This window comes from Vibrio sp. CUB2 (assembly GCF_001557945.1).
Taxonomy (GTDB): Bacteria; Pseudomonadota; Gammaproteobacteria; order Enterobacterales; family Vibrionaceae; genus Vibrio; species Vibrio owensii.
Map to the genome: position 1 here is coordinate 23,420 of NZ_LNRB01000002.1, position 17,859 is coordinate 41,278.

The following is a 17,859-nucleotide window of genomic DNA, read 5'->3' on the forward strand; positions in this document are numbered from 1 at the left end:
ACAAGCTTACCACTAAAGCCTGTGCTTTGCCGCTTATCTGTTGATTTCACCACTTAACTCTTGAGCTCGCCACTCACCCTTGATAACCACCGCTTAATAGTTAATAGAACCACTCAGCCCTAAGTACGACCACTAGGCAAACGATAAAACCACTTAACCGTTATATCGACCACTCGCTTCTCTATTCGACCACTCATCCATAGAGCGAATGCACTTAACAAAAGAGATGAATACCATACATCCTGAGCTTAAAAAATTACCCTACCTAACAAACCAAGGACAATTGCTATGATGTGGTTTCTAACCTGTGTCGCAGCCCTCATCGGCGGATACTTCATCTACGGTGCTTTCGTTGAGAAGATTTTTGGCATCAATGAGAATCGTCAAACGCCAGCTCATACTAAAACGGACGGCGTTGACTACGTTCCAATGTCAACCAAGCGTGTTTACCTTGTTCAGCTTCTGAACATCGCAGGTGTTGGTCCTATCTTTGGCCCAATCATGGGTGCCCTATACGGCCCTGCTGCAATGCTTTGGATTGTTGTTGGCTGTATCTTCGCAGGTGCGGTACACGATTACTTCTCAGGCATGCTTTCTGTTCGTAACGGCGGTGCATCAGTACCAACGATTACGGGTCGCTACCTAGGTAATGGCGCAAAACACTTTATGAACATCTTTGCCATTGTCCTATTGCTTCTTGTTGGTGTGGTATTCGTGTCAGCGCCAGCAGGCATGATCACGAACCTAATCAACGATCAAACCAGCTTTAGCGTAAGCATGACAACTATGGTTGTGTTGATTTTCGCTTACTACATCATTGCGACAATTGTTCCTGTAGACAAAATCATCGGTCGCTTCTACCCATTGTTTGGTGCGCTACTGATCTTCATGTCTGTAGGTCTAATGACTGCTATTGCTTTCTCTAGCGAACACACTGTGATGGGCGATTTCCAAGTAAGCGACATGCTAACTAACTTGAACCCGAATGATATGCCTCTATGGCCTGCACTATTTATCACTATCGCATGTGGTGCTATCTCTGGCTTCCACGCAACTCAGTCTCCACTGATGGCGCGTTGTATGGAAAATGAGAAAAACGGTCGCTTCGTATTCTACGGTGCAATGATTGGTGAAGGTGTTATCGCGCTAATCTGGTGTGCTATCGCTCTGTCTTTCTTCGGCACGCTTGATGGTCTTGCAGAAGCAGTGAAAAACGGTGGTCCTGGTAACGTGGTATACAGCGCTTCATTCGGTCTACTGGGTGTATTCGGTGGTGTGATTGCTTTCCTTGGTGTTGTTATTCTGCCAATCACATCGGGTGACACAGCATTCCGCTCAAGCCGTCTGATTCTTGCTGAATACTTCGGTATGGAACAGAAAACACTGCGTAACCGTCTTCTAATGGCTCTACCATTGTTCGTTATCGGTGGCATTCTGACTCAAGTAGACTTCGGTATCATCTGGCGCTACTTCGGCTTCGCAAACCAAACAACAGCAGTAATGATGCTTTGGACGGCTTCGGCTTACCTACTACGTCACAATAAACTGCATTGGATTACGACTATCCCAGCAGTATTCATGACAACCGTGTGTGTGACTTTCATTCTAAACAACAGCACGCTAGGTTTTGGTCTGCCAATGCAAATCTCAACCATCGTAGGTATTGTGTTCTCACTAGCGGTAACGGCTTACGTTATCAAGATTTCTAAAGGCAAAGGTGAGACTGAACTAGCAGATGACGAGAAGCCACAAGCAGCCTCAGAAACCGCATAATGAATACCTTCGCTTGCTAACCGATTCATTATCGATGTCTGGATAAACCAAGAGCCTGCCCTTTGCAGGCTCTTTTTGTTTCTCTTCGAAGATTTAATTCACTTACAATAAAAACATCATTTTTAGGTTAGGTTCGTTATGGAACTGGTCATCTCCCTTCTACAACAAATGTGTGTTTACTTAGTGCTGGCTTACATGCTGAGTAAAACGCCGATCATTTTGCCTCTGCTGAGCATCTCTTCACGCCTCAGCCATCGGCTCATTTGTTATGTACTCTTTTCTGGCTTTTGTATCCTAGGCACCTACTTCGGCTTACAGATTAACGACGCCATCGCCAACACTCGTGCTATTGGTGCGGTAATGGGCGGATTGTTTGGCGGACCTGTTGTCGGCTTTGCGGTTGGCTTTACTGGCGGCATCCATCGCTACACCTTAGGTGGTTTTACAGACTTAGCCTGTGCTATATCGACCACAGCAGAAGGCTTAATTGGCGGTTTATTGCACGTTTACCTGATTAAACGCAACAAAGGCGCAATGCTGTTTAATCCAAGCGTGGTGTTCAGCGTGACCTTCGTAGCAGAGATCGTACAGATGATTCTGTTGCTTGCCGTTGCCAAACCATTCGACCAAGCCTATGAACTCGTTTCAGCGATTGCAGCCCCAATGATCATCGCGAACTCCGTTGGTGCCGCTCTGTTTATGAGTATTCTGCAAGATCGTAAAACCATTTTTGAAAAGTACTCAGCGACCTTTTCACGCCGAGCATTAAGCATTGCCGACCGCTCAGTGGGTATTCTCAGCACCGGCTTTAACAGCGAGAACGCAGATAAGATTGCCCGCATTATTTATGAAGAAACGAAGGTAGGCGCGGTCGCCATTACTGACCAAGAGAAGATTCTGGCTTTCGTTGGTATCGGTGATGATCACCATAGGCCAAATACTCCAATCTCATCGCAAAGCACGCTCGATTCAATGGAGAAGAACGACATCATCTACCTTGATGGCAGTGAACGCCCTTACCAATGCTCATTAGCGAAAGATTGTAAGTTGGGCTCTGCACTGATCATTCCTTTGCGCGCGGGTAAAGAAGTGGTGGGCACAATTAAGCTTTACGAACCAAAGCGCAAGCTGTTCTCTACTGCGAACATGTCAATGGCAGAAGGCATTGCTCAGCTTCTATCGAGTCAAATCTTGTATGGTGATTATCAGCAGCAGCAAACCCTATTAGCTCAGGCAGAAATCAAATTGCTGCACGCTCAAGTGAATCCGCACTTCTTGTTTAACGCGTTAAATACCATTAGTGCCATTACTCGTCGTAACCCTGATAAAGCACGAGAACTAATCCAAAACTTGTCGCACTTCTTCCGCAGTAACTTAAAACAGAACATCAATACGGTGACGCTGAAAGAAGAGTTAGCACATGTGGATTCTTACCTTTCGATTGAGAAAGCGCGTTTTACTGATCGATTGGAAGTCGAGATCGACATTGAACCAGAACTGCTCGATATCAAGTTACCGAGCTTTACTCTTCAACCGCTAGTTGAGAACGCCATCAAACATGGTATTTCCAATATGCTAGAAGGTGGCAAGGTAAAGATTTACAGCCAAACACACCCGCAAGGCGCGTTGATAACGGTTGAGGACAACGCAGGAAGCTACCAGCCGCCAAAAGAGAATCATTCTGGTTTAGGCATGGAAATTGTCGATAAGCGCTTATCGAATCAATTTGGGCGTGATTCAGCGCTAAAAATTACCTATCAGCAGCACCAATTTACTAAAATGAGTTTTATCATTCCCCACTCGCGATAAGCACAGTTAAAACGCATAAAGGTAATTTTGGATGTTAACCGCTCTCGTCATTGATGATGAACAGTTTGCTCGTGAAGAGCTGGCAGAACTATTGGCTGAAACGGGTCACATAGAAGTGATTGGCGATGCGTCAAATGCCATTATGGGGCTTAAGAAAATCAATGAGCTGAAACCGGATGTGGTTTTCCTAGATATCCAAATGCCTCAGGTGACGGGCATCGAGCTTTTGGGCATGTTAGATCCAGAGACCATGCCCTACGTGGTATTTGTGACCGCTTACGACCAATATGCAATTCAAGCTTTCGAGGACAATGCGTTTGATTACCTACTGAAACCCGTCGATCCATGTCGTTTGACGAAAACAGTAAAACGCCTTAATAAAGTCATGAGTCAATCCGCGCTCACTCAGCAACTGTCTGCCATCGCCCCAGAGAGCCTAGACCAGATTCCTTGCATTGGACACAACCGCATTGTGATCATGGCAACCGAAACGGTTGAGTGTGCTTACAGTGACATCAGTGGAGTGCATGTACGTTCCACCAGCCAAACAGCCAGCACACAGCTCACGCTAAAAACCTTGGAAGAGAAAACCCCATTGGTGCGTTGTCATCGACAGTATCTGGTTAGCATCAAAGCCATCAGCGAGATCAAGCTATTAGAAAACGGATTGGCCGAAATCATTACCAAAACAGGTTTTGAGATCCCGGTGAGCCGTCGTTACCTAAAGGTGCTCAAAGAGCTGTTAGGTATCAGTCACTAAGCGCAAATTCTGGCGAAATCATGTAGAAATTCCCAATGAAAAAGGCGACCTTGTGGTCGCCTTTTTGGTGTTTGATTCGTCTTAATCGACTTGCTTGATTTGCAGTTCTTTTGGTACTTCAAAGAACATGTTCTCTTCACGACCAAGCACTTCATCAACCGCTTCTGCGCCAACCAACTCTTTAATGCGATCCAAGATTTGATTCACCAACTCTTCTGGTGCAGATGCACCCGCCGTTACGCCAACTTTTACTTTACCCTCAAACCACTCAGGCATGATGTCTTCTGGGCAGTCTGTTAGGTAACCTGGTGTGCCCAGCTTTTCAGCCAGTTCTTTTAAACGCGTTGAGTTCGATGAGTTTTTAGAACCCACAACAACCATCACATCAACATCGGCAGAAAGCTCGCGTACCGCATCTTGACGATTTTGCGTCGCGTAGCAGATGTCGTCTTTACGTGGACCTTGGATGTCAGGGAAGACGCGGCGTAGCTCTTCAATTACGTCAGCAGTTTCATCAACAGACAGTGTCGTTTGGCTCACGTAGTGCAGATCCGATGGATCTTTCACGATCGCTTTTAGCTTCTCAACATCGGCTGGCGTTTCCACAAGGTACATGCCGCCTGTATCACTTGAATACTGACCCATCGTGCCTTCCACTTCTGGGTGACCAGCATGACCGATGAGTACCACTTCCATATTGCGACGGCTTGCACGTGCCACTTCCATATGTACTTTGGTTACCAACGGACAGGTCGCATCGAATACCGTTAGGTCACGGGACTTCGCTTCTTGACGAACGGCTTGAGATACACCATGAGCGGAGAAAATCACAATGTTGTTGTCTGGCACTTCATGTAGTTCTTCAACGAAGATAGCACCACGCTGTTTTAGACCTTCAACCACAAAACGGTTATGCACCACTTCATGTCGAACATAGATAGGTGGCTGATACATCTCTAGCGCACGCTCTACGATGCTAATCGCGCGGTCAACACCAGCACAGAAACCACGTGGGTTAGCTAACAGGATTTTCATTTCATTGCTCATGGAAGTTATCTTTTATTTGGTTCGCTATTCTACTGACAAAATTTCGACTTCGAAAGTCACGTCTTGTCCCGCGAGTGGATGGTTGAAGTCCACAGTTACTGAGTCGCCAGCAATCTCAGTAATGATGCCCGGGATTTCCATTCCATCAGGACCGCTGAATGCCATGATTGTGCCGACTTCAACTTCCGCTTCGCCAACAAATTTAGTGCGGTCCATATGGTGGATATGGTCTGGGTTTGGCATGCCAAAAGCGTCCGCCGCTTTTAGTTCAATTGCCTTTTGTTCGCCTACTTGTAAGCCTAGTAGGCATTGCTCAAAGTTCTCACTCAAGCTGCCATCGCCCATAATGAACTTAGCAGGCTTGCCCATATTATGTGTGCTATCCGCTACAGAGCCATCTTGCATTTTGATAGTGAAGTGCAGCGTTACTGCTGAATCTTGATTTATTGTTGTCACGTTACTGCTTCCTTGTTCTTGGGTTTCCTGCGCTCTATCTGATCACGTACTGTGATTGCTTTTTATTGTACGAAGATGCGCGGATTGGGCTCCAACATAATAAAAAGCGTCGTCCGAATCAACGGACGACGCTTAGGGTTATTCGATATATCGCAAAAGATTACTTGTCAGCGTCCTTTTTGCGGAAGCCATCAAGAATGATCATTGCCGCACCAATACAGATAGTTGTATCTGCAAGGTTGAATGCTGGCCAGTGGTAGTTACCCCAGAAGAAGTCTAGGTAATCAACAACAAAGCCGTGAACAACACGGTCAAACACGTTGCCCACTGCACCACCAATAATCAGTGCGTAAGCGATGTTGTTCCATTTTTCTTTGGCTGGAAGCTTGCTCATCCAGTAGGTCAAAAGACCTGTCACAACAAACGCGATACCTGTAAACAACCAGCGCTGCCAACCTGCTTGATCGCTCAAGAAGCTGAATGCTGCACCGTAGTTATGAACATAAAGTAGGTTGAAGAATGGCAGCACCTCAATTCGGTTTGCCCATCCGTAGCCCATGTTGTCCATCACCACCAATTTGATGCCAATATCTGCAATAAATACCAGAATTGCTAACCAAAGCCAGCGAACTCCAGATTGCTTTAACGTCAGTGCTTTTTCACTCATTACTTTACCTACAAACAGCCCCAGTAAATACTGGGGCTGTTAATTTTAAAAAAAGTTCAGTCGTTCTAGGCAATTACGCGAATTTACGTACTTCACCTTCGCCGTCTACGTTAGACACACAACGACCACAGATCTTCTCGTGACCTTCGATTGTGCCTACGTCTGGCGTGTGGTGCCAACAACGGTCACACTTCTCGCCTTCAGCTGCTGCTACTTCAACAAACAAGCCTTCAATATCTGTCGCTTGTGCTGCATCCGTCTTCTCACCTAGAGGCTTAACTTTCGCAGCAGATGTTAGTAGAACAAAGCGCAGTTCATCTTCAAGCTTGTTGATCTTCGCCGCTAGTGCGTCATCAGCAAATAGAGTCACTTCAGCTTGTAGTGCACCACCGATGGTTTTCTCTTTACGCGCATCTTCTAGAAGTTTGTTTACTGCACCACGAACCGCTTGGATCTCAGTCCAGAATTCGTTGTTCAGCTCTTCACCTTCAGCAAGACCGAATAGACCGTCGAACCACTCACCAGTGAATACGAATTTGTCGCGTTGACCTGGCATTTCGTTCCAGATTTCATCTGCAGTGAACGACATGATTGGCGCCATCCAACGAACTAGCGCTTCTACGATGTAGTAAAGTGCAGTCTGACAGCTACGTTGAGCGTTGCCGCCACGTTTTGCTGTGTACTGACGGTCTTTAATTACGTCTAGGTAGAAAGAGCCCATTTCGATTGAACAGAATTGCATTAGACGCTGAGTTACACCGTGTGTGTTGTACTCTTCGTATGCTTTAACGATCTCTTCTTGTGCTGCTAGTGCACGACCAACCGCCCAGCGATCTAGCGCAACCATCTCTTCAACAGGAACGATGTCTGTTTCAGGGTTGAAGCCGCTTAGGTTAGCAAGGAAGAAACGCGCTGTGTTACGGATACGACGGTAAGCATCTGCGCTGCGTTTTAGGATTTCATCAGAAACCGCAACTTCACCAGTGTAGTCTGTTGAAGCAACCCATAGACGAAGAATGTCAGCACCTAGCTTGTTCGTTACGTCTTTTGGCGCAACCACGTTACCGATAGATTTCGACATCTTACGACCGTGACCATCAACCACGAAACCGTGTGTCAGTACTTGTTTGTAAGGCGCTTCGTCTTTCATCGCGATAGATGAAATTAGAGAAGACTGGAACCAACCACGGTGTTGGTCAGAACCTTCTAGGTATAGGTCTGCACTGTTGCCGTTGTACTCCTCACGAGCATCAACAACTGAGAAGTGAGTTACACCTGAATCGAACCATACGTCTAGCGTATCTAGTACTTTTTCGTATTGGTCAGCGTCTGCACCTAGCAGTTCAGCTGCATCGACATCCCACCATGCTTGGATGCCTTTCTCTTCAACCAGCTTAGCGACTTTCTCGATCAGCTCTAGCGTGTTTGGATGAAGTTCTGCTGTTTCTTTATGAACAAACAGAGCAATTGGCACACCCCAAGTACGTTGACGAGAGATACACCACTCAGGACGACCTTCGATCATACCTTCGATGCGGCTTTGACCCCACTCAGGCATCCACTCTACGTTCTTGATTGACTCTAGTGCTTTAGCACGTAGGCCAGCTTGGTCCATAGAAACGAACCATTGAGGCGTAGCACGGAAGATGATTGGAGTCTTATGACGCCAACAGTGTGGGTAGCTGTGCTCGTAAGCGTGGTGGTGTAGTAGTGCACCTTTTTCTTTCAGTACTTCTACTACCGCATCGTTCGCTTTAAATACGTGCTGACCAGCAAAGAGCTCAGTGTCTGGTAGGTAAACACCGTTTGAACCAACTGGGTTTGCTACTTCTAGGTTGTACTTATTACCAACCGCGAAGTCTTCTTGACCGTGACCAGGTGCAGTGTGAACAACACCAGTACCTGAATCAGTTGTAACGTGATCACCAAGGATCGCCGGTACAGTGAAATCGTAGAATGGGTGTTGGAATTGAGAAAGCTCTAGGTCCGCACCTTTAGCAAAGCCAAGGTTGTGGAAGTGCTCGATACCGGCACGGTCCATTACGTCTTTCGCCAGCTCAGCAGCAACGATAATACGCTCAGCGTTGTCGCCTTCTGTTTGGATAAGCACGTACTCTAGATCATCACGTAGACATACTGCGCGGTTTGCAGGCAGTGTCCAAGGTGTTGTTGTCCAGATAACGATAGATACGTCACCTTGACCTTCGTGACCTTCAGTTAGCTCAAACTTAGATAGCAGTGCCGCTTCGTCAGCCGCTTTGAAGCGAACGTCGATAGATGGCGATACTTTATCTTTGTACTCAACTTCTGCTTCAGCAAGAGCTGAACCACAGTCTGTACACCAGTGAACTGGTTTAAAACCTTTCAGTAGGTGGCCTTTGCTTGCGATCTTACCAAGTGCACGGATGATGTTCGCTTCAGTTGCGAAGTCCATAGTACGGTATGGCTTGTCCCACTCACCCATGATGCCAAGACGCTTGAAGCTCTCTTTTTGACCTTCAACTTGACCTGCAGCGTACTCGCGACATTTCTCACGGAACTCAGCTGCCGTCACTTTTTGGCCTGGCTTGCCTACTTTCTTCTCTACCATCAATTCGATAGGTAGACCGTGGCAGTCCCAGCCTGGGATGTAAGGTGCGTCAAAACCTGAAAGTGTTTTGGATTTAATAATAATGTCTTTAAGAATCTTGTTTAGTGCGTGACCAATGTGAATGTCACCGTTCGCGTAAGGAGGGCCATCGTGCAGTACGAATGACTTTTTGCCTTTCTTAGCTTTACGGATTTCACCGTAAAGATCTTCTTTGTACCAACGCTTAAGCATTTCTGGCTCACGATTGGCCAGGTTGCCGCGCATTGGAAACCCTGTTTCAGGTAAGTTCAGGGTATCTTTATACTCACTCATCGATTCTTAATTCCGTTATATTGGGCGAAAATTAGACATTATGTTGCACGGTGGAATAAACCGCTCAACGCTTAAGCTGACGCAGCCACACCCTCGCTGCTTCAGCATCCAATTCGATTTGTTGTTTAAGTGCTTCAAACGACTCAAACTTTTGCTCATCTCTAAGTTTATGCAAAAGTTCCACTTCTAGCTGCTTGCCATATAAATTAGCGTGAAAGTCGAATAAGTGTACTTCTAACTGCTGGCGAACACCATTTACTGTTGGTCGTTGACCAATGTTAGCGACGCCACCCACTGGCTTATCTCCTAAGCCAAGCGCTTGAACAACATAAACTCCGGAAACCGGAGATACACAGCGTTTCAAAGGAATATTTGCAGTAGGGAACCCGATGGTTCGACCTAGCTTTCTTCCGTGTGAAACACGACCGGCAATGCTGTAATCTCTTCCCAGCATCTCTTGCGCGGAATGCAAATCATCACGAGCCAGCGCTTTACGGATAGCCGTGCTGCTCACTCGTAATTGCTGTAAACAAAAGCTTTGGGTACTGACAACTTCAAAGCCGTACTTTTCCCCTGCTTCTTGTAACATCGCAAAGTTACCAGTTCGGCCTTTGCCGAAACAGAAATCATCGCCGATGACAAGAAACTTAACACCCAATCGACCAACCAACAAGTCACGGATAAACTCTTCCGCCGTTAGGTCAGCAAAATGACGATTGAAGTTAACACACAGCAAACGATCGATGTCGAGCTTACTCAGCTGAACAAACTTATCACGCAGTCGCGTTAACCTCGCAGGTGCCTTATCTCGAGCAAACAGCTCCATCGGCTGAGGTTCAAAGGTCATCACAACCGAAGGCAACGAAAGTTTCTCCGCTTGTTCAGACACTTGCTGCAATACTTGTTGATGGCCTCTGTGTACGCCATCGAAATTGCCAATAGTCAGCACGCAGCCATGATGGCGCGACTTGATATTGTGAATGCCTCTGATCAGTTCCATTGGATACTGCTTTATGCCTCTGTTTTTACTTTGCACTGTGTGAAACTGACGGATTATATACCAATCAACCTTATTCTGTCCCAGCTTTTAGGTCTTTTAAACGTACGCCGAGTAAAAACACCACAGCAAGGTAAACGCCAGCACCAAGTGCAATCAGCATTCCCAATACGCCACTGCGGTGAGCAAAGCTCCAATTCAGCCACACAGACATGTCTTCAAGTTGCCACAAGATAACCGCAACCATCGCTGCGCCAGCTATCACCAAACGTATAATAAAGAGGACAGTTCGCTTAGTGATTTGGTACACACCGGCAATGTGCAAGCCGCGGTATAGCAGCGCCATGTTTACAAAAGCAGAAAGTGCCGTTGCGATAGCAAGACCAACGTAACCGTAGAAGTATGCAAAGATCGCGTTAAAGACCATATTCGTCACCATTGCAATGATGCCGTACTTCACTGGGGTTTTGGTGTCTTGACGCGAGTAGTAACCTGGCGCAAGCACTTTAATCAGCATGAAGTTAAGCAGACCTGATGCATACGCTAATAAAGAGAGAGAGGCTTGATGTACGTCTTGCGGAGAAAACTCACCGCGCATGAATAGCACCATCAACATTGGCTTTGCTAGTACCATCAAACCAAGCATTGCAGGAATACCTAGTAAGGTCACCATGCGTACGCCCCAATCCATCGTATGAGCAAAACCTTCACTGTGAGCGTCTACGTGCTTACGTGATAATGCAGGGAGAATCACCGTCGCTATCGCAATACCAAATAGGCCAAGTGGGAACTCCAATAAGCGATCAGAGTAGTAAAGCCAACTGATAGAGCCTGTTTGTAAGAAGCTAGCAATAAAGGTATCAAACAACAGGTTGATTTGGCTTACCGACACACCAAATAGAGCAGGAATCATAAGGGTGCGGATCTTTACCACGCCCGGATCGCACCAGCCCCATTTTGGCTTAACCATCACACCCGCTTTAATAAGGAAAGGAATTTGGAATAAGAACTGCACCAAGCCACCCAGAAGAACACCGATGGCAAGACCGATTTCTGGCTGCGGTATCTGCGGTGAGATAAACCATGCAGCCAAAATGATCATCACATTAAGGAAGACAGGGGTAAAAGAAGAAACCGCAAACTTACTTAACGTATTGAGGATAGCCCCCGAAAGCGCTACAAAAGTGATGAACCATAAATAAGGAAAGGTAATCTTGAGCATCACGCTGGCAAGTTCGAACTTCTCAGCCGCCGGACCACCATGCATCCAGTCCAAGAACCAACCAAAGCCAAAAAGTGCCGTTACGACACCAGAGCCTAAAACCCCGAGAATGGTAACAATAGAGACAATCACACCTAACGTACCAGCAGCACGGGCAATCAACTCTCGGGTTTTGTCCATATCCCCTTGGGCGTGGCTTTCGGTTAGTACTGGTACAAAAGCCTGAGAAAACGCGCCTTCAGCAAACAGACGACGTAAGAAATTAGGGATTTTATTGGCAAAGAAGAAGACGTCGGCACTCGCGCCGGCCCCCATCAAGTTTGCTACTACTACATCACGAACTAAACCTAGGACGCGCGAAATTAATGTCATGGCACTGACGATCATGCCAGACTTGAGCAGTCGTTTACTCACTGTAACCTCGGAATATCACCAAAAGATAGCCAACCCTATTCCTCTAAGCCTTTGAAAGCTACAAATGGGCGTTAAAAATATATCCGTTTATTGTCAGATCTAGGCGGATAATTATTAGCAATGGTCTAAAAATGCTGTTAGAATCCCCGCCATCTTAACCGCGATGACCTTTGTTACCAAAATTTGTTTTGGTTTCGATTGGTTTTTGCACAAATCATTTGACATTTAGGCGCAAATGAGGGATAGTCCTCGCCCTTAAATTGTCATAGAAATAAGTTTTTGGGAGTTAGACCCTTGGCAAATAGTAAATCTGCTAAGAAGCGCGCTATCCAAGCTGAGAAACGTCGTCAGCACAATGCTAGCCGTCGCTCAATGATGCGTACTTACATGAAGAAAACTGTTGCTGCTATCGAAGCAGGCGACAAAGAAGCTGCAACTGCTGCATTCGCTGCAGTTACACCTATCCTAGACCGTATGGCGACTAAAGGCCTTATTCACAAGAATAAAGCAGCTCGTCATAAGTCTCGTTTCACTGCACAAATCAAAGCTCTTTAATAGAGAATTGATTCCACAGTGAAGAAAAAACCGGCTCACGCCGGTTTTTTTATATCTAAAATTTAGTGTTACTAAATTGAAAGCATAAAAAAAAGCTGGCAATGCCAGCTTTTTCTCATTTGTGACCTGTCATCACGCGGTAGCTACCTCACAATAGAGACCATGAAGTGTTTGAATAAGCTCTTTCACTTCATCACTCTTTAATGTGTAGTAGACCGTTTGCGCTTCTTTTCGCGTTGCAACCAACTCATCGCGTCGAAGCCACGCTAAGTGCTGAGACAGTGCCGATTGACTCAACTCTAGTTTTGCGCAAAGCTCCCCGACCGAAAGCTCTTGATTATGCAGCATGCAAAGGATTTGTAGGCGTCTTTCATTTGCCATCGCTTTAAGCAACACGACAGCTTTGGCGGAGTTTTTCTCCATTTCTTGTAGATTCATGTGCTGTACCTCTAGCTACAACTTACTTTCCCCAACCCTGGCCAGTTTGTTGTGTTACAAAGATTTTATAATTTCGAGTTATAATTTTGTCGATAGTAATCTATTTATTTGCGCAACGAAACTTGTTCATTCAAACATTTGGCTAAAATCTGCATCACAAACGTTCTTTACTGCTGGATGTTGTATCATTCGCTCGGCAAAGATGACGTAATACTCTTCCTTCAAATCGTCAACATGCCCAATTAATTGCAAATTGCGATCGTCCTCAATCTCGGACATGTACACCGTCGGTGCTAAGAAAATGACATCATCGCGATATCGAGCAAAGGCCTTCATTAACGCCACATCATCAAATTCACCCAACACATCTGGTTGTAATCCTTGACGATCAAACCACTGCAGTACTTTTCGCCCCATTGCCGTTCGGCTTGCTGGGATAAGTAGCTTTTTCTTCTCTAGGATTTCGGGGAACTTGACGTCTGGAATTTCTGACGAAGCAAAAAAGCTCATGCTGCTTTCACCAAGCTTTTTACTATATAGACCAGGGCTTTGCGTCGAATCTACTGGGCAGTCAGAAAGAATCATATCCAACTTGTGTTGCGATAAACGCTCTAGCAACAGTTCGTGAGTCGATTCATAACAACGTAAGTGAATACTGTTGTCCTCTGGAACCGTGGTCATCAGCACTTTACTGACGAGACGTTTGGAGAGGGCATCGGCAACGCCGACTTCGAATAGGATATTGGAGTGTTGGCTATAGTTGACGATATCGAGCATTTCATAGCTCAACCCAAACATGCGATCTGCGTACTTAAATACCAGCTGTCCAAGCTCTGTTGGCTCTACCGTACGACCATTACGTTTGGTCAACTTCCCCTTCATACGGTCTTCAAGTGCTTTAATCTGCCCTGTCACAGTTTGTGGCGTCAGGAATAATGCATCGGCAGCTTTTGTTACCGAGCCTTGTTTACACACCATCCAGAAGTAATAAAGGTGGTTATAGTTTAAGTGCGACATAGCCATTCCCTAGAAAGAAGATGACACTTTTTATATCAAATGTGACAACGACAAACAATAACCTCGGCAAAACCTACACAAACACAAGAAAACAATAGTTTTACCGAAAATATCATATTCATACTGTCATAAAACTTGAAGCAAAACGCACTTTTTTAATCTGCTCTTAAAACTTATCAACAAAACAAAAGTGAAGTTAAATCATATAAAATCAATAACTTATTTTCATGTGAATTTTTCTTCACAGATAACTATCAAAAAGAATAATAAAAATTCCCCATAGAAACTGAACTGTCATATTACTGAAATATTTCATCTCTAACATCGCCCTCAGTTTCAACAACAGACCAAATAAACGAACTGAAAGGTCCACGGAGAAAATTATGATGAACCAAGCTACTTCTACAGCAGCACCAATCTCGAGCACGACTCGCTGGTTACGCTGGGCTAACTTGGCATTCATGTTGTATCTGCTTCTTCTAGCAGTATCTATGGTTGGTAGCGGCTTCAAATGGGCAACTGGCGATCAAGCTAAAGTACTCTTTGAATTTGCGTCTCACCCAGTCGCAGGTCTAATGATCGGTTTGGTAGCTACGGCACTGATCCAGTCTTCAAGTACCGTAACTTCTATTATTGTGGGCTTGGTTGCAGGTGGTCTACCTGTAGAAACCGCTATTCCTATGGTAATGGGTGCTAACATCGGTACAACCGTAACAAATACACTGGTTTCGCTTGGTCACGTTCGTTGTAAAGACGAATTCAAACGTGCATTCGCAAGTGCAACAATCCACGACTTCTTTAACCTACTTGCAGTACTGATCTTCCTACCATTGGAAATGATGTTCGGCATCCTAGAGAAAATCTCTCACTGGTTGGTATCGCCATTGCTAAATACAGGTGATATGAGCATGAAAGGCTTTGATTTCATCAAGCCAATTACTAAACCAGTAGTAAGTGCAATCAAAGAGCCACTAGCAACATTTGGCGACACTATGGGTGGCGTAGCGCTAATCGCTCTAGGTATCGGTACTATCTTCGTAGCTATCACGGTTATGGGTAAGCTAATGAAGAGCCTAATGGTTGGTCGTGCACGTGACATCCTTAAGAACGCAATCGGTCGTGGTCCTATCCACGGTATCGTATCTGGCTCTGTAGTTACTGTTCTTGTTCAGTCTTCTTCTACGACAACAAGTCTAATGGTTCCACTAGTAGGCTCAGGTGTTCTAAAAGTACGTGACATCTACCCATTCACTCTAGGTGCAAACATCGGTACATGTATCACGGCTCTACTAGCAGCAACAGCGGTATCTGGCGAGTTCGCAGTCTTCGCACTGCAAATTGCACTAGTACACCTAACGTTCAACATTCTGGCGACATTGTTCATCTTCGGTATCCCGTTCCTACGTGAGATTCCAGTGAAATGTGCAGAAGTGATTTCAGAACTAGCTATTAAGAATAAAGCGGTTGTAGCAGGTTACCTACTGGCAGTGTTCATCGTGCTACCAGGCTCTATCCTTGCTCTGACAGCATAATAATAAGATTACCATCGCTTATTTTAGGCTCCACTTCGGTGGGGCCTTTTTTCGTTTTGTGGAAGCGAAAACGGGCTCGCCCTATGGAACGCTACGCTTCGGGATAAGGGATAAGGGATAAGGGATAAGGGATAAGGGATAAGGGATAAGACTCGATTATATCCACCTAGGACGGTAAGTTCTGTCAATACTCTCTAACCTTCACTGAGCTTCCAGCGCCACACTCTCGCTACCTACAGCAAAGTGCTTTCATTTCTTAATCACGCTGTAAACTGTGGTAAAAGAGACTCCCGACGACGCTCCTTCGTCGCTTTCGGGAATGACACCGTTTGATTTCAGAGTGCTTGAACGTCATCCTCAAGAGCGAGGCACGGGCGAGTTGGGGAGCTTTTATTCCCTCTCACATCTCGGAGCGAAACGTTCCTCAGGGCAGAGCCTGCTCCCAACTCCCGAAGCGCAGCGTTCCACAGGGCAAAGCCCGTTCCTTCCCCCCGCTCTTCGAGTATAAAAAAGCCGCCCATAAAGGCGGCTTAGAAAACTCAATATACTCGTTAAACTGAGAACGGGTACTGAATTGGATCGTGGTGTTCGTAACCTTCTACCCAGAAGTCATCTAGGGTTACCCATGTTTCCAAATCTTCTAAAGATTTGATTTCTGGGTTGATGTGGAAGGTTGCCGCTTTTAGTGGTTCACGCTTCAACTGGATGTCACGCATTGGTGCAAGCTGATCTTCGTAGATGTGTGCGTTAACAATCTTATGGTAAGCCTGACCAGGTTTCTTACCTGTAATTTGCGCCATGATTGCCAAGAACACATACACTTGAACCATGTTGAAGTTCAGACCTAGCGGAACGTCACAAGAGCGCTGCGTGCTGTTTAGGTATAGCGTGTCACCTAACAGTGAGAAGTGGTGGCTGTACATACATGGACGCAAACAGCCCATGTGGAATTCACCAGGGTTGTAGAAGTTTAGGATTTCACCACGGTCATCAACACCGCGCGTCAAATCATCCACAATCTTACGCAACTGGTCGATATGACCGCCATCTGGCTTCGCCCATGCTCGACCTTGAACGCCGTATACGCGTCCCATGTCGTCTTCGCCCTTACGGAATGGGTTGTTCAACCATGCTTCATTTAGGTTTGCGTTCGCATCCCACGTTTTGGTACCCAGCTTACGGAAGTCTTCTGCGTTGTCGTAACCACGGATATAACCAAGTAGCTCAGCAACTGCCGCTTTCCAAAAGCTCTTACGTGTCGTCACTAATGGGAATTGATTGTTAGCAACATCGTAGGTCAAGTCTGCGTTGATCACCGTTAGGCAACGTTTGCCTGTACGTTCGTTTTCAACCCAAGTGCCTTGGTCAACGATACGCTGACACAAATCTAAATACTGTTTCACACCAATTCCTTACTTCGTTTCTGCTTGGACTTTGTCTTGGTAAAGACCACGTTTGTACGCCCAAACCATCATAAGGATACCCAGGATGATCATCGGTGAGGATAGGATTTGTCCCATCGAAATGTAACCACCAAATAAACCAAGCTGTGCATCCGGTTCGCGAACAAACTCAACTAGGAAACGGAATGTACCATATCCAGCTAAAAATAGCCCTGATACCGCACCTAAAGGACGAGGCTTTTTGATAAACCAGTTAAGGATAAAGAACAGCACAATACCTTCTAGGAACATCTCATAAAGCTGAGATGGGTGACGAGGCAGTGGGCCACCGTTTGGGAAGATGATCGCCCATGGCACATCCGTTACACGTCCCCAAAGTTCGCTGTTCATGAAGTTACCCATACGTCCCATACCAAGGCCAAATGGCACTAACGGCGCGACAAAGTCCGCCACACCAAAGAAAGTTCGACCATTCTTATGTGCGTACCAGAACATGGCGGTGATAACACCTAGCAAGCCACCATGGAATGACATGCCGCCAGTCCAGACTTTGAATAGGTATAGAGGATCGGCTAAGAACAAATCAAAGTTGTAGAAAATAACGTAGCCAACACGACCACCAATCACTACCCCAAGGAAACCCGCGAACAACAAGTCAGAAACTTGCTCACGCGTCCAACCACTACCCGGCTTATCTGCGCGACGATTTGCCAACCATAGTGCGAACATAAAGCCGACTAGGTACATCAAACCGTACCAACGAACAGAAACAGGACCAATAGAGACTAAAACCGGATCAATATTGGGAAATTCTAAATATCCCTGAGACATAACTCATTCTCTTCTTATTACTAATAAAACAGGTGG

General features: G+C 45.8%; 15 protein-coding genes. 5 read left to right on the top strand and 10 right to left on the bottom strand.

What is annotated here, in order from left to right; translation table 11 throughout:
- Positions 1-288 precede the first annotated feature (288 nt).
- From ATB78_RS02475 to btsR, 3 genes are all read left to right on the top strand, one after another.
- Positions 289-1,773, top strand: a complete 1,485-nt coding sequence (locus tag ATB78_RS02475; protein ID WP_005440585.1) for a carbon starvation protein A — start codon at positions 289-291, stop codon at positions 1,771-1,773.
- Between the two features lie 138 nt (positions 1,774-1,911).
- Positions 1,912-3,582, top strand: a complete 1,671-nt coding sequence (locus ATB78_RS02480; protein ID WP_005440583.1) for a sensor histidine kinase — start codon at positions 1,912-1,914, stop codon at positions 3,580-3,582.
- A gap of 31 nt (positions 3,583-3,613) precedes the next feature.
- Entirely contained in the window at positions 3,614-4,342 is a 729-nt protein-coding gene (btsR, locus tag ATB78_RS02485; protein ID WP_005440579.1) for a two-component system response regulator BtsR, read from the top strand.
- Positions 4,343-4,423: 81 nt separating this feature from the next.
- Here the strand turns inward: btsR and ispH are convergent, their stop codons facing one another.
- The 6 genes from ispH to murJ form a co-directional block, all read right to left on the bottom strand.
- On the bottom strand, positions 4,424-5,389 hold the full coding sequence (ispH, locus tag ATB78_RS02490; protein WP_005440578.1) for a 4-hydroxy-3-methylbut-2-enyl diphosphate reductase: 966 nt from the start codon (positions 5,387-5,389) through the stop codon (positions 4,424-4,426).
- A gap of 24 nt (positions 5,390-5,413) precedes the next feature.
- Complete coding sequence (gene fkpB / locus ATB78_RS02495) at positions 5,414-5,845, bottom strand: FKBP-type peptidyl-prolyl cis-trans isomerase (RefSeq protein ID WP_009707691.1); 432 nt, start codon at positions 5,843-5,845, stop codon at positions 5,414-5,416.
- 160 nt (positions 5,846-6,005) lie between these two features.
- Positions 6,006-6,512, bottom strand: coding sequence for a signal peptidase II (lspA, locus tag ATB78_RS02500; RefSeq protein WP_005440576.1), 507 nt, complete (start codon positions 6,510-6,512; stop codon positions 6,006-6,008).
- A gap of 73 nt (positions 6,513-6,585) precedes the next feature.
- Entirely contained in the window at positions 6,586-9,414 is a 2,829-nt protein-coding gene (gene ileS / locus ATB78_RS02505) for an isoleucine--tRNA ligase (RefSeq protein WP_038888992.1), read from the bottom strand.
- Positions 9,415-9,478: 64 nt separating this feature from the next.
- Positions 9,479-10,414 (bottom strand): bifunctional riboflavin kinase/FAD synthetase, encoded by a 936-nt coding sequence (gene ribF, locus ATB78_RS02510; RefSeq protein ID WP_005533261.1) that lies wholly within the window; start codon positions 10,412-10,414, stop codon positions 9,479-9,481.
- A 70-nt stretch (positions 10,415-10,484) separates the two neighbouring features.
- A complete protein-coding gene (gene murJ / locus ATB78_RS02515) occupies positions 10,485-12,047 on the bottom strand; it encodes a murein biosynthesis integral membrane protein MurJ (protein WP_061007739.1) in 1,563 nt (520 codons plus the stop codon).
- 294 nt (positions 12,048-12,341) lie between these two features.
- Here murJ and rpsT point away from each other — a divergent pair, with 294 nt between their 5' ends.
- Entirely contained in the window at positions 12,342-12,602 is a 261-nt protein-coding gene (rpsT, locus tag ATB78_RS02520) for a 30S ribosomal protein S20 (protein WP_005447926.1), read from the top strand.
- 132 nt (positions 12,603-12,734) lie between these two features.
- On the opposite strand, the gene ATB78_RS02525 is transcribed toward rpsT, so the two are convergent.
- Positions 12,735-13,040, bottom strand: coding sequence for a metalloregulator ArsR/SmtB family transcription factor (locus tag ATB78_RS02525; protein ID WP_061007740.1), 306 nt, complete (start codon positions 13,038-13,040; stop codon positions 12,735-12,737).
- Positions 13,041-13,166: 126 nt separating this feature from the next.
- Positions 13,167-14,057 carry a transcriptional activator NhaR gene (gene nhaR / locus ATB78_RS02530; protein WP_005533256.1) on the bottom strand — a complete coding sequence of 297 codons (891 nt, stop codon included), beginning with the start codon at positions 14,055-14,057 and terminating at the stop codon, positions 13,167-13,169.
- Between the two features lie 383 nt (positions 14,058-14,440).
- Here nhaR and ATB78_RS02535 point away from each other — a divergent pair, with 383 nt between their 5' ends.
- The gene (locus ATB78_RS02535; RefSeq protein WP_005533254.1) at positions 14,441-15,589 is read left to right on the top strand and encodes a Na/Pi symporter; all 1,149 of its coding nucleotides are present in this window, start codon (positions 14,441-14,443) and stop codon (positions 15,587-15,589) included.
- Between the two features lie 551 nt (positions 15,590-16,140).
- On the opposite strand, the gene ATB78_RS02545 is transcribed toward ATB78_RS02535, so the two are convergent.
- Together ATB78_RS02545 and lgt are read right to left on the bottom strand one after the other, a co-directional pair.
- Positions 16,141-16,992 (bottom strand): thymidylate synthase, encoded by an 852-nt coding sequence (locus tag ATB78_RS02545; protein ID WP_038888990.1) that lies wholly within the window; start codon positions 16,990-16,992, stop codon positions 16,141-16,143.
- Between the two features lie 9 nt (positions 16,993-17,001).
- Positions 17,002-17,823 carry a prolipoprotein diacylglyceryl transferase gene (lgt, locus tag ATB78_RS02550; RefSeq protein ID WP_005428620.1) on the bottom strand — a complete coding sequence of 274 codons (822 nt, stop codon included), beginning with the start codon at positions 17,821-17,823 and terminating at the stop codon, positions 17,002-17,004.
- Between the last annotated feature and the right edge of the window lie 36 nt (positions 17,824-17,859).

Excerpts from the sequence above, each read along its gene's own strand:
- ribF (WP_005533261.1), bottom strand. The coding sequence starts at position 10,414 with ATGGAACTGATCAGAGGCATTCACAATATCAAGTCGCGCCATCATGGC.
- ileS (WP_038888992.1), bottom strand. The coding sequence starts at position 9,414 with ATGAGTGAGTATAAAGATACCCTGAACTTACCTGAAACAGGGTTTCCA.
- ATB78_RS02475 (WP_005440585.1), top strand. The coding sequence starts at position 289 with ATGATGTGGTTTCTAACCTGTGTCGCAGCCCTCATCGGCGGATACTTC.
- ATB78_RS02480 (WP_005440583.1), top strand. The coding sequence starts at position 1,912 with ATGGAACTGGTCATCTCCCTTCTACAACAAATGTGTGTTTACTTAGTG.
- lspA (WP_005440576.1), bottom strand. The coding sequence starts at position 6,512 with ATGAGTGAAAAAGCACTGACGTTAAAGCAATCTGGAGTTCGCTGGCTT.
- btsR (WP_005440579.1), top strand. The coding sequence starts at position 3,614 with ATGTTAACCGCTCTCGTCATTGATGATGAACAGTTTGCTCGTGAAGAG.
- lgt (WP_005428620.1), bottom strand. The coding sequence starts at position 17,823 with ATGTCTCAGGGATATTTAGAATTTCCCAATATTGATCCGGTTTTAGTC.
- ATB78_RS02525 (WP_061007740.1), bottom strand. The coding sequence starts at position 13,040 with ATGAATCTACAAGAAATGGAGAAAAACTCCGCCAAAGCTGTCGTGTTG.
- ispH (WP_005440578.1), bottom strand. The coding sequence starts at position 5,389 with ATGAGCAATGAAATGAAAATCCTGTTAGCTAACCCACGTGGTTTCTGT.
- ATB78_RS02535 (WP_005533254.1), top strand. The coding sequence starts at position 14,441 with ATGATGAACCAAGCTACTTCTACAGCAGCACCAATCTCGAGCACGACT.
- nhaR (WP_005533256.1), bottom strand. The coding sequence starts at position 14,057 with ATGTCGCACTTAAACTATAACCACCTTTATTACTTCTGGATGGTGTGT.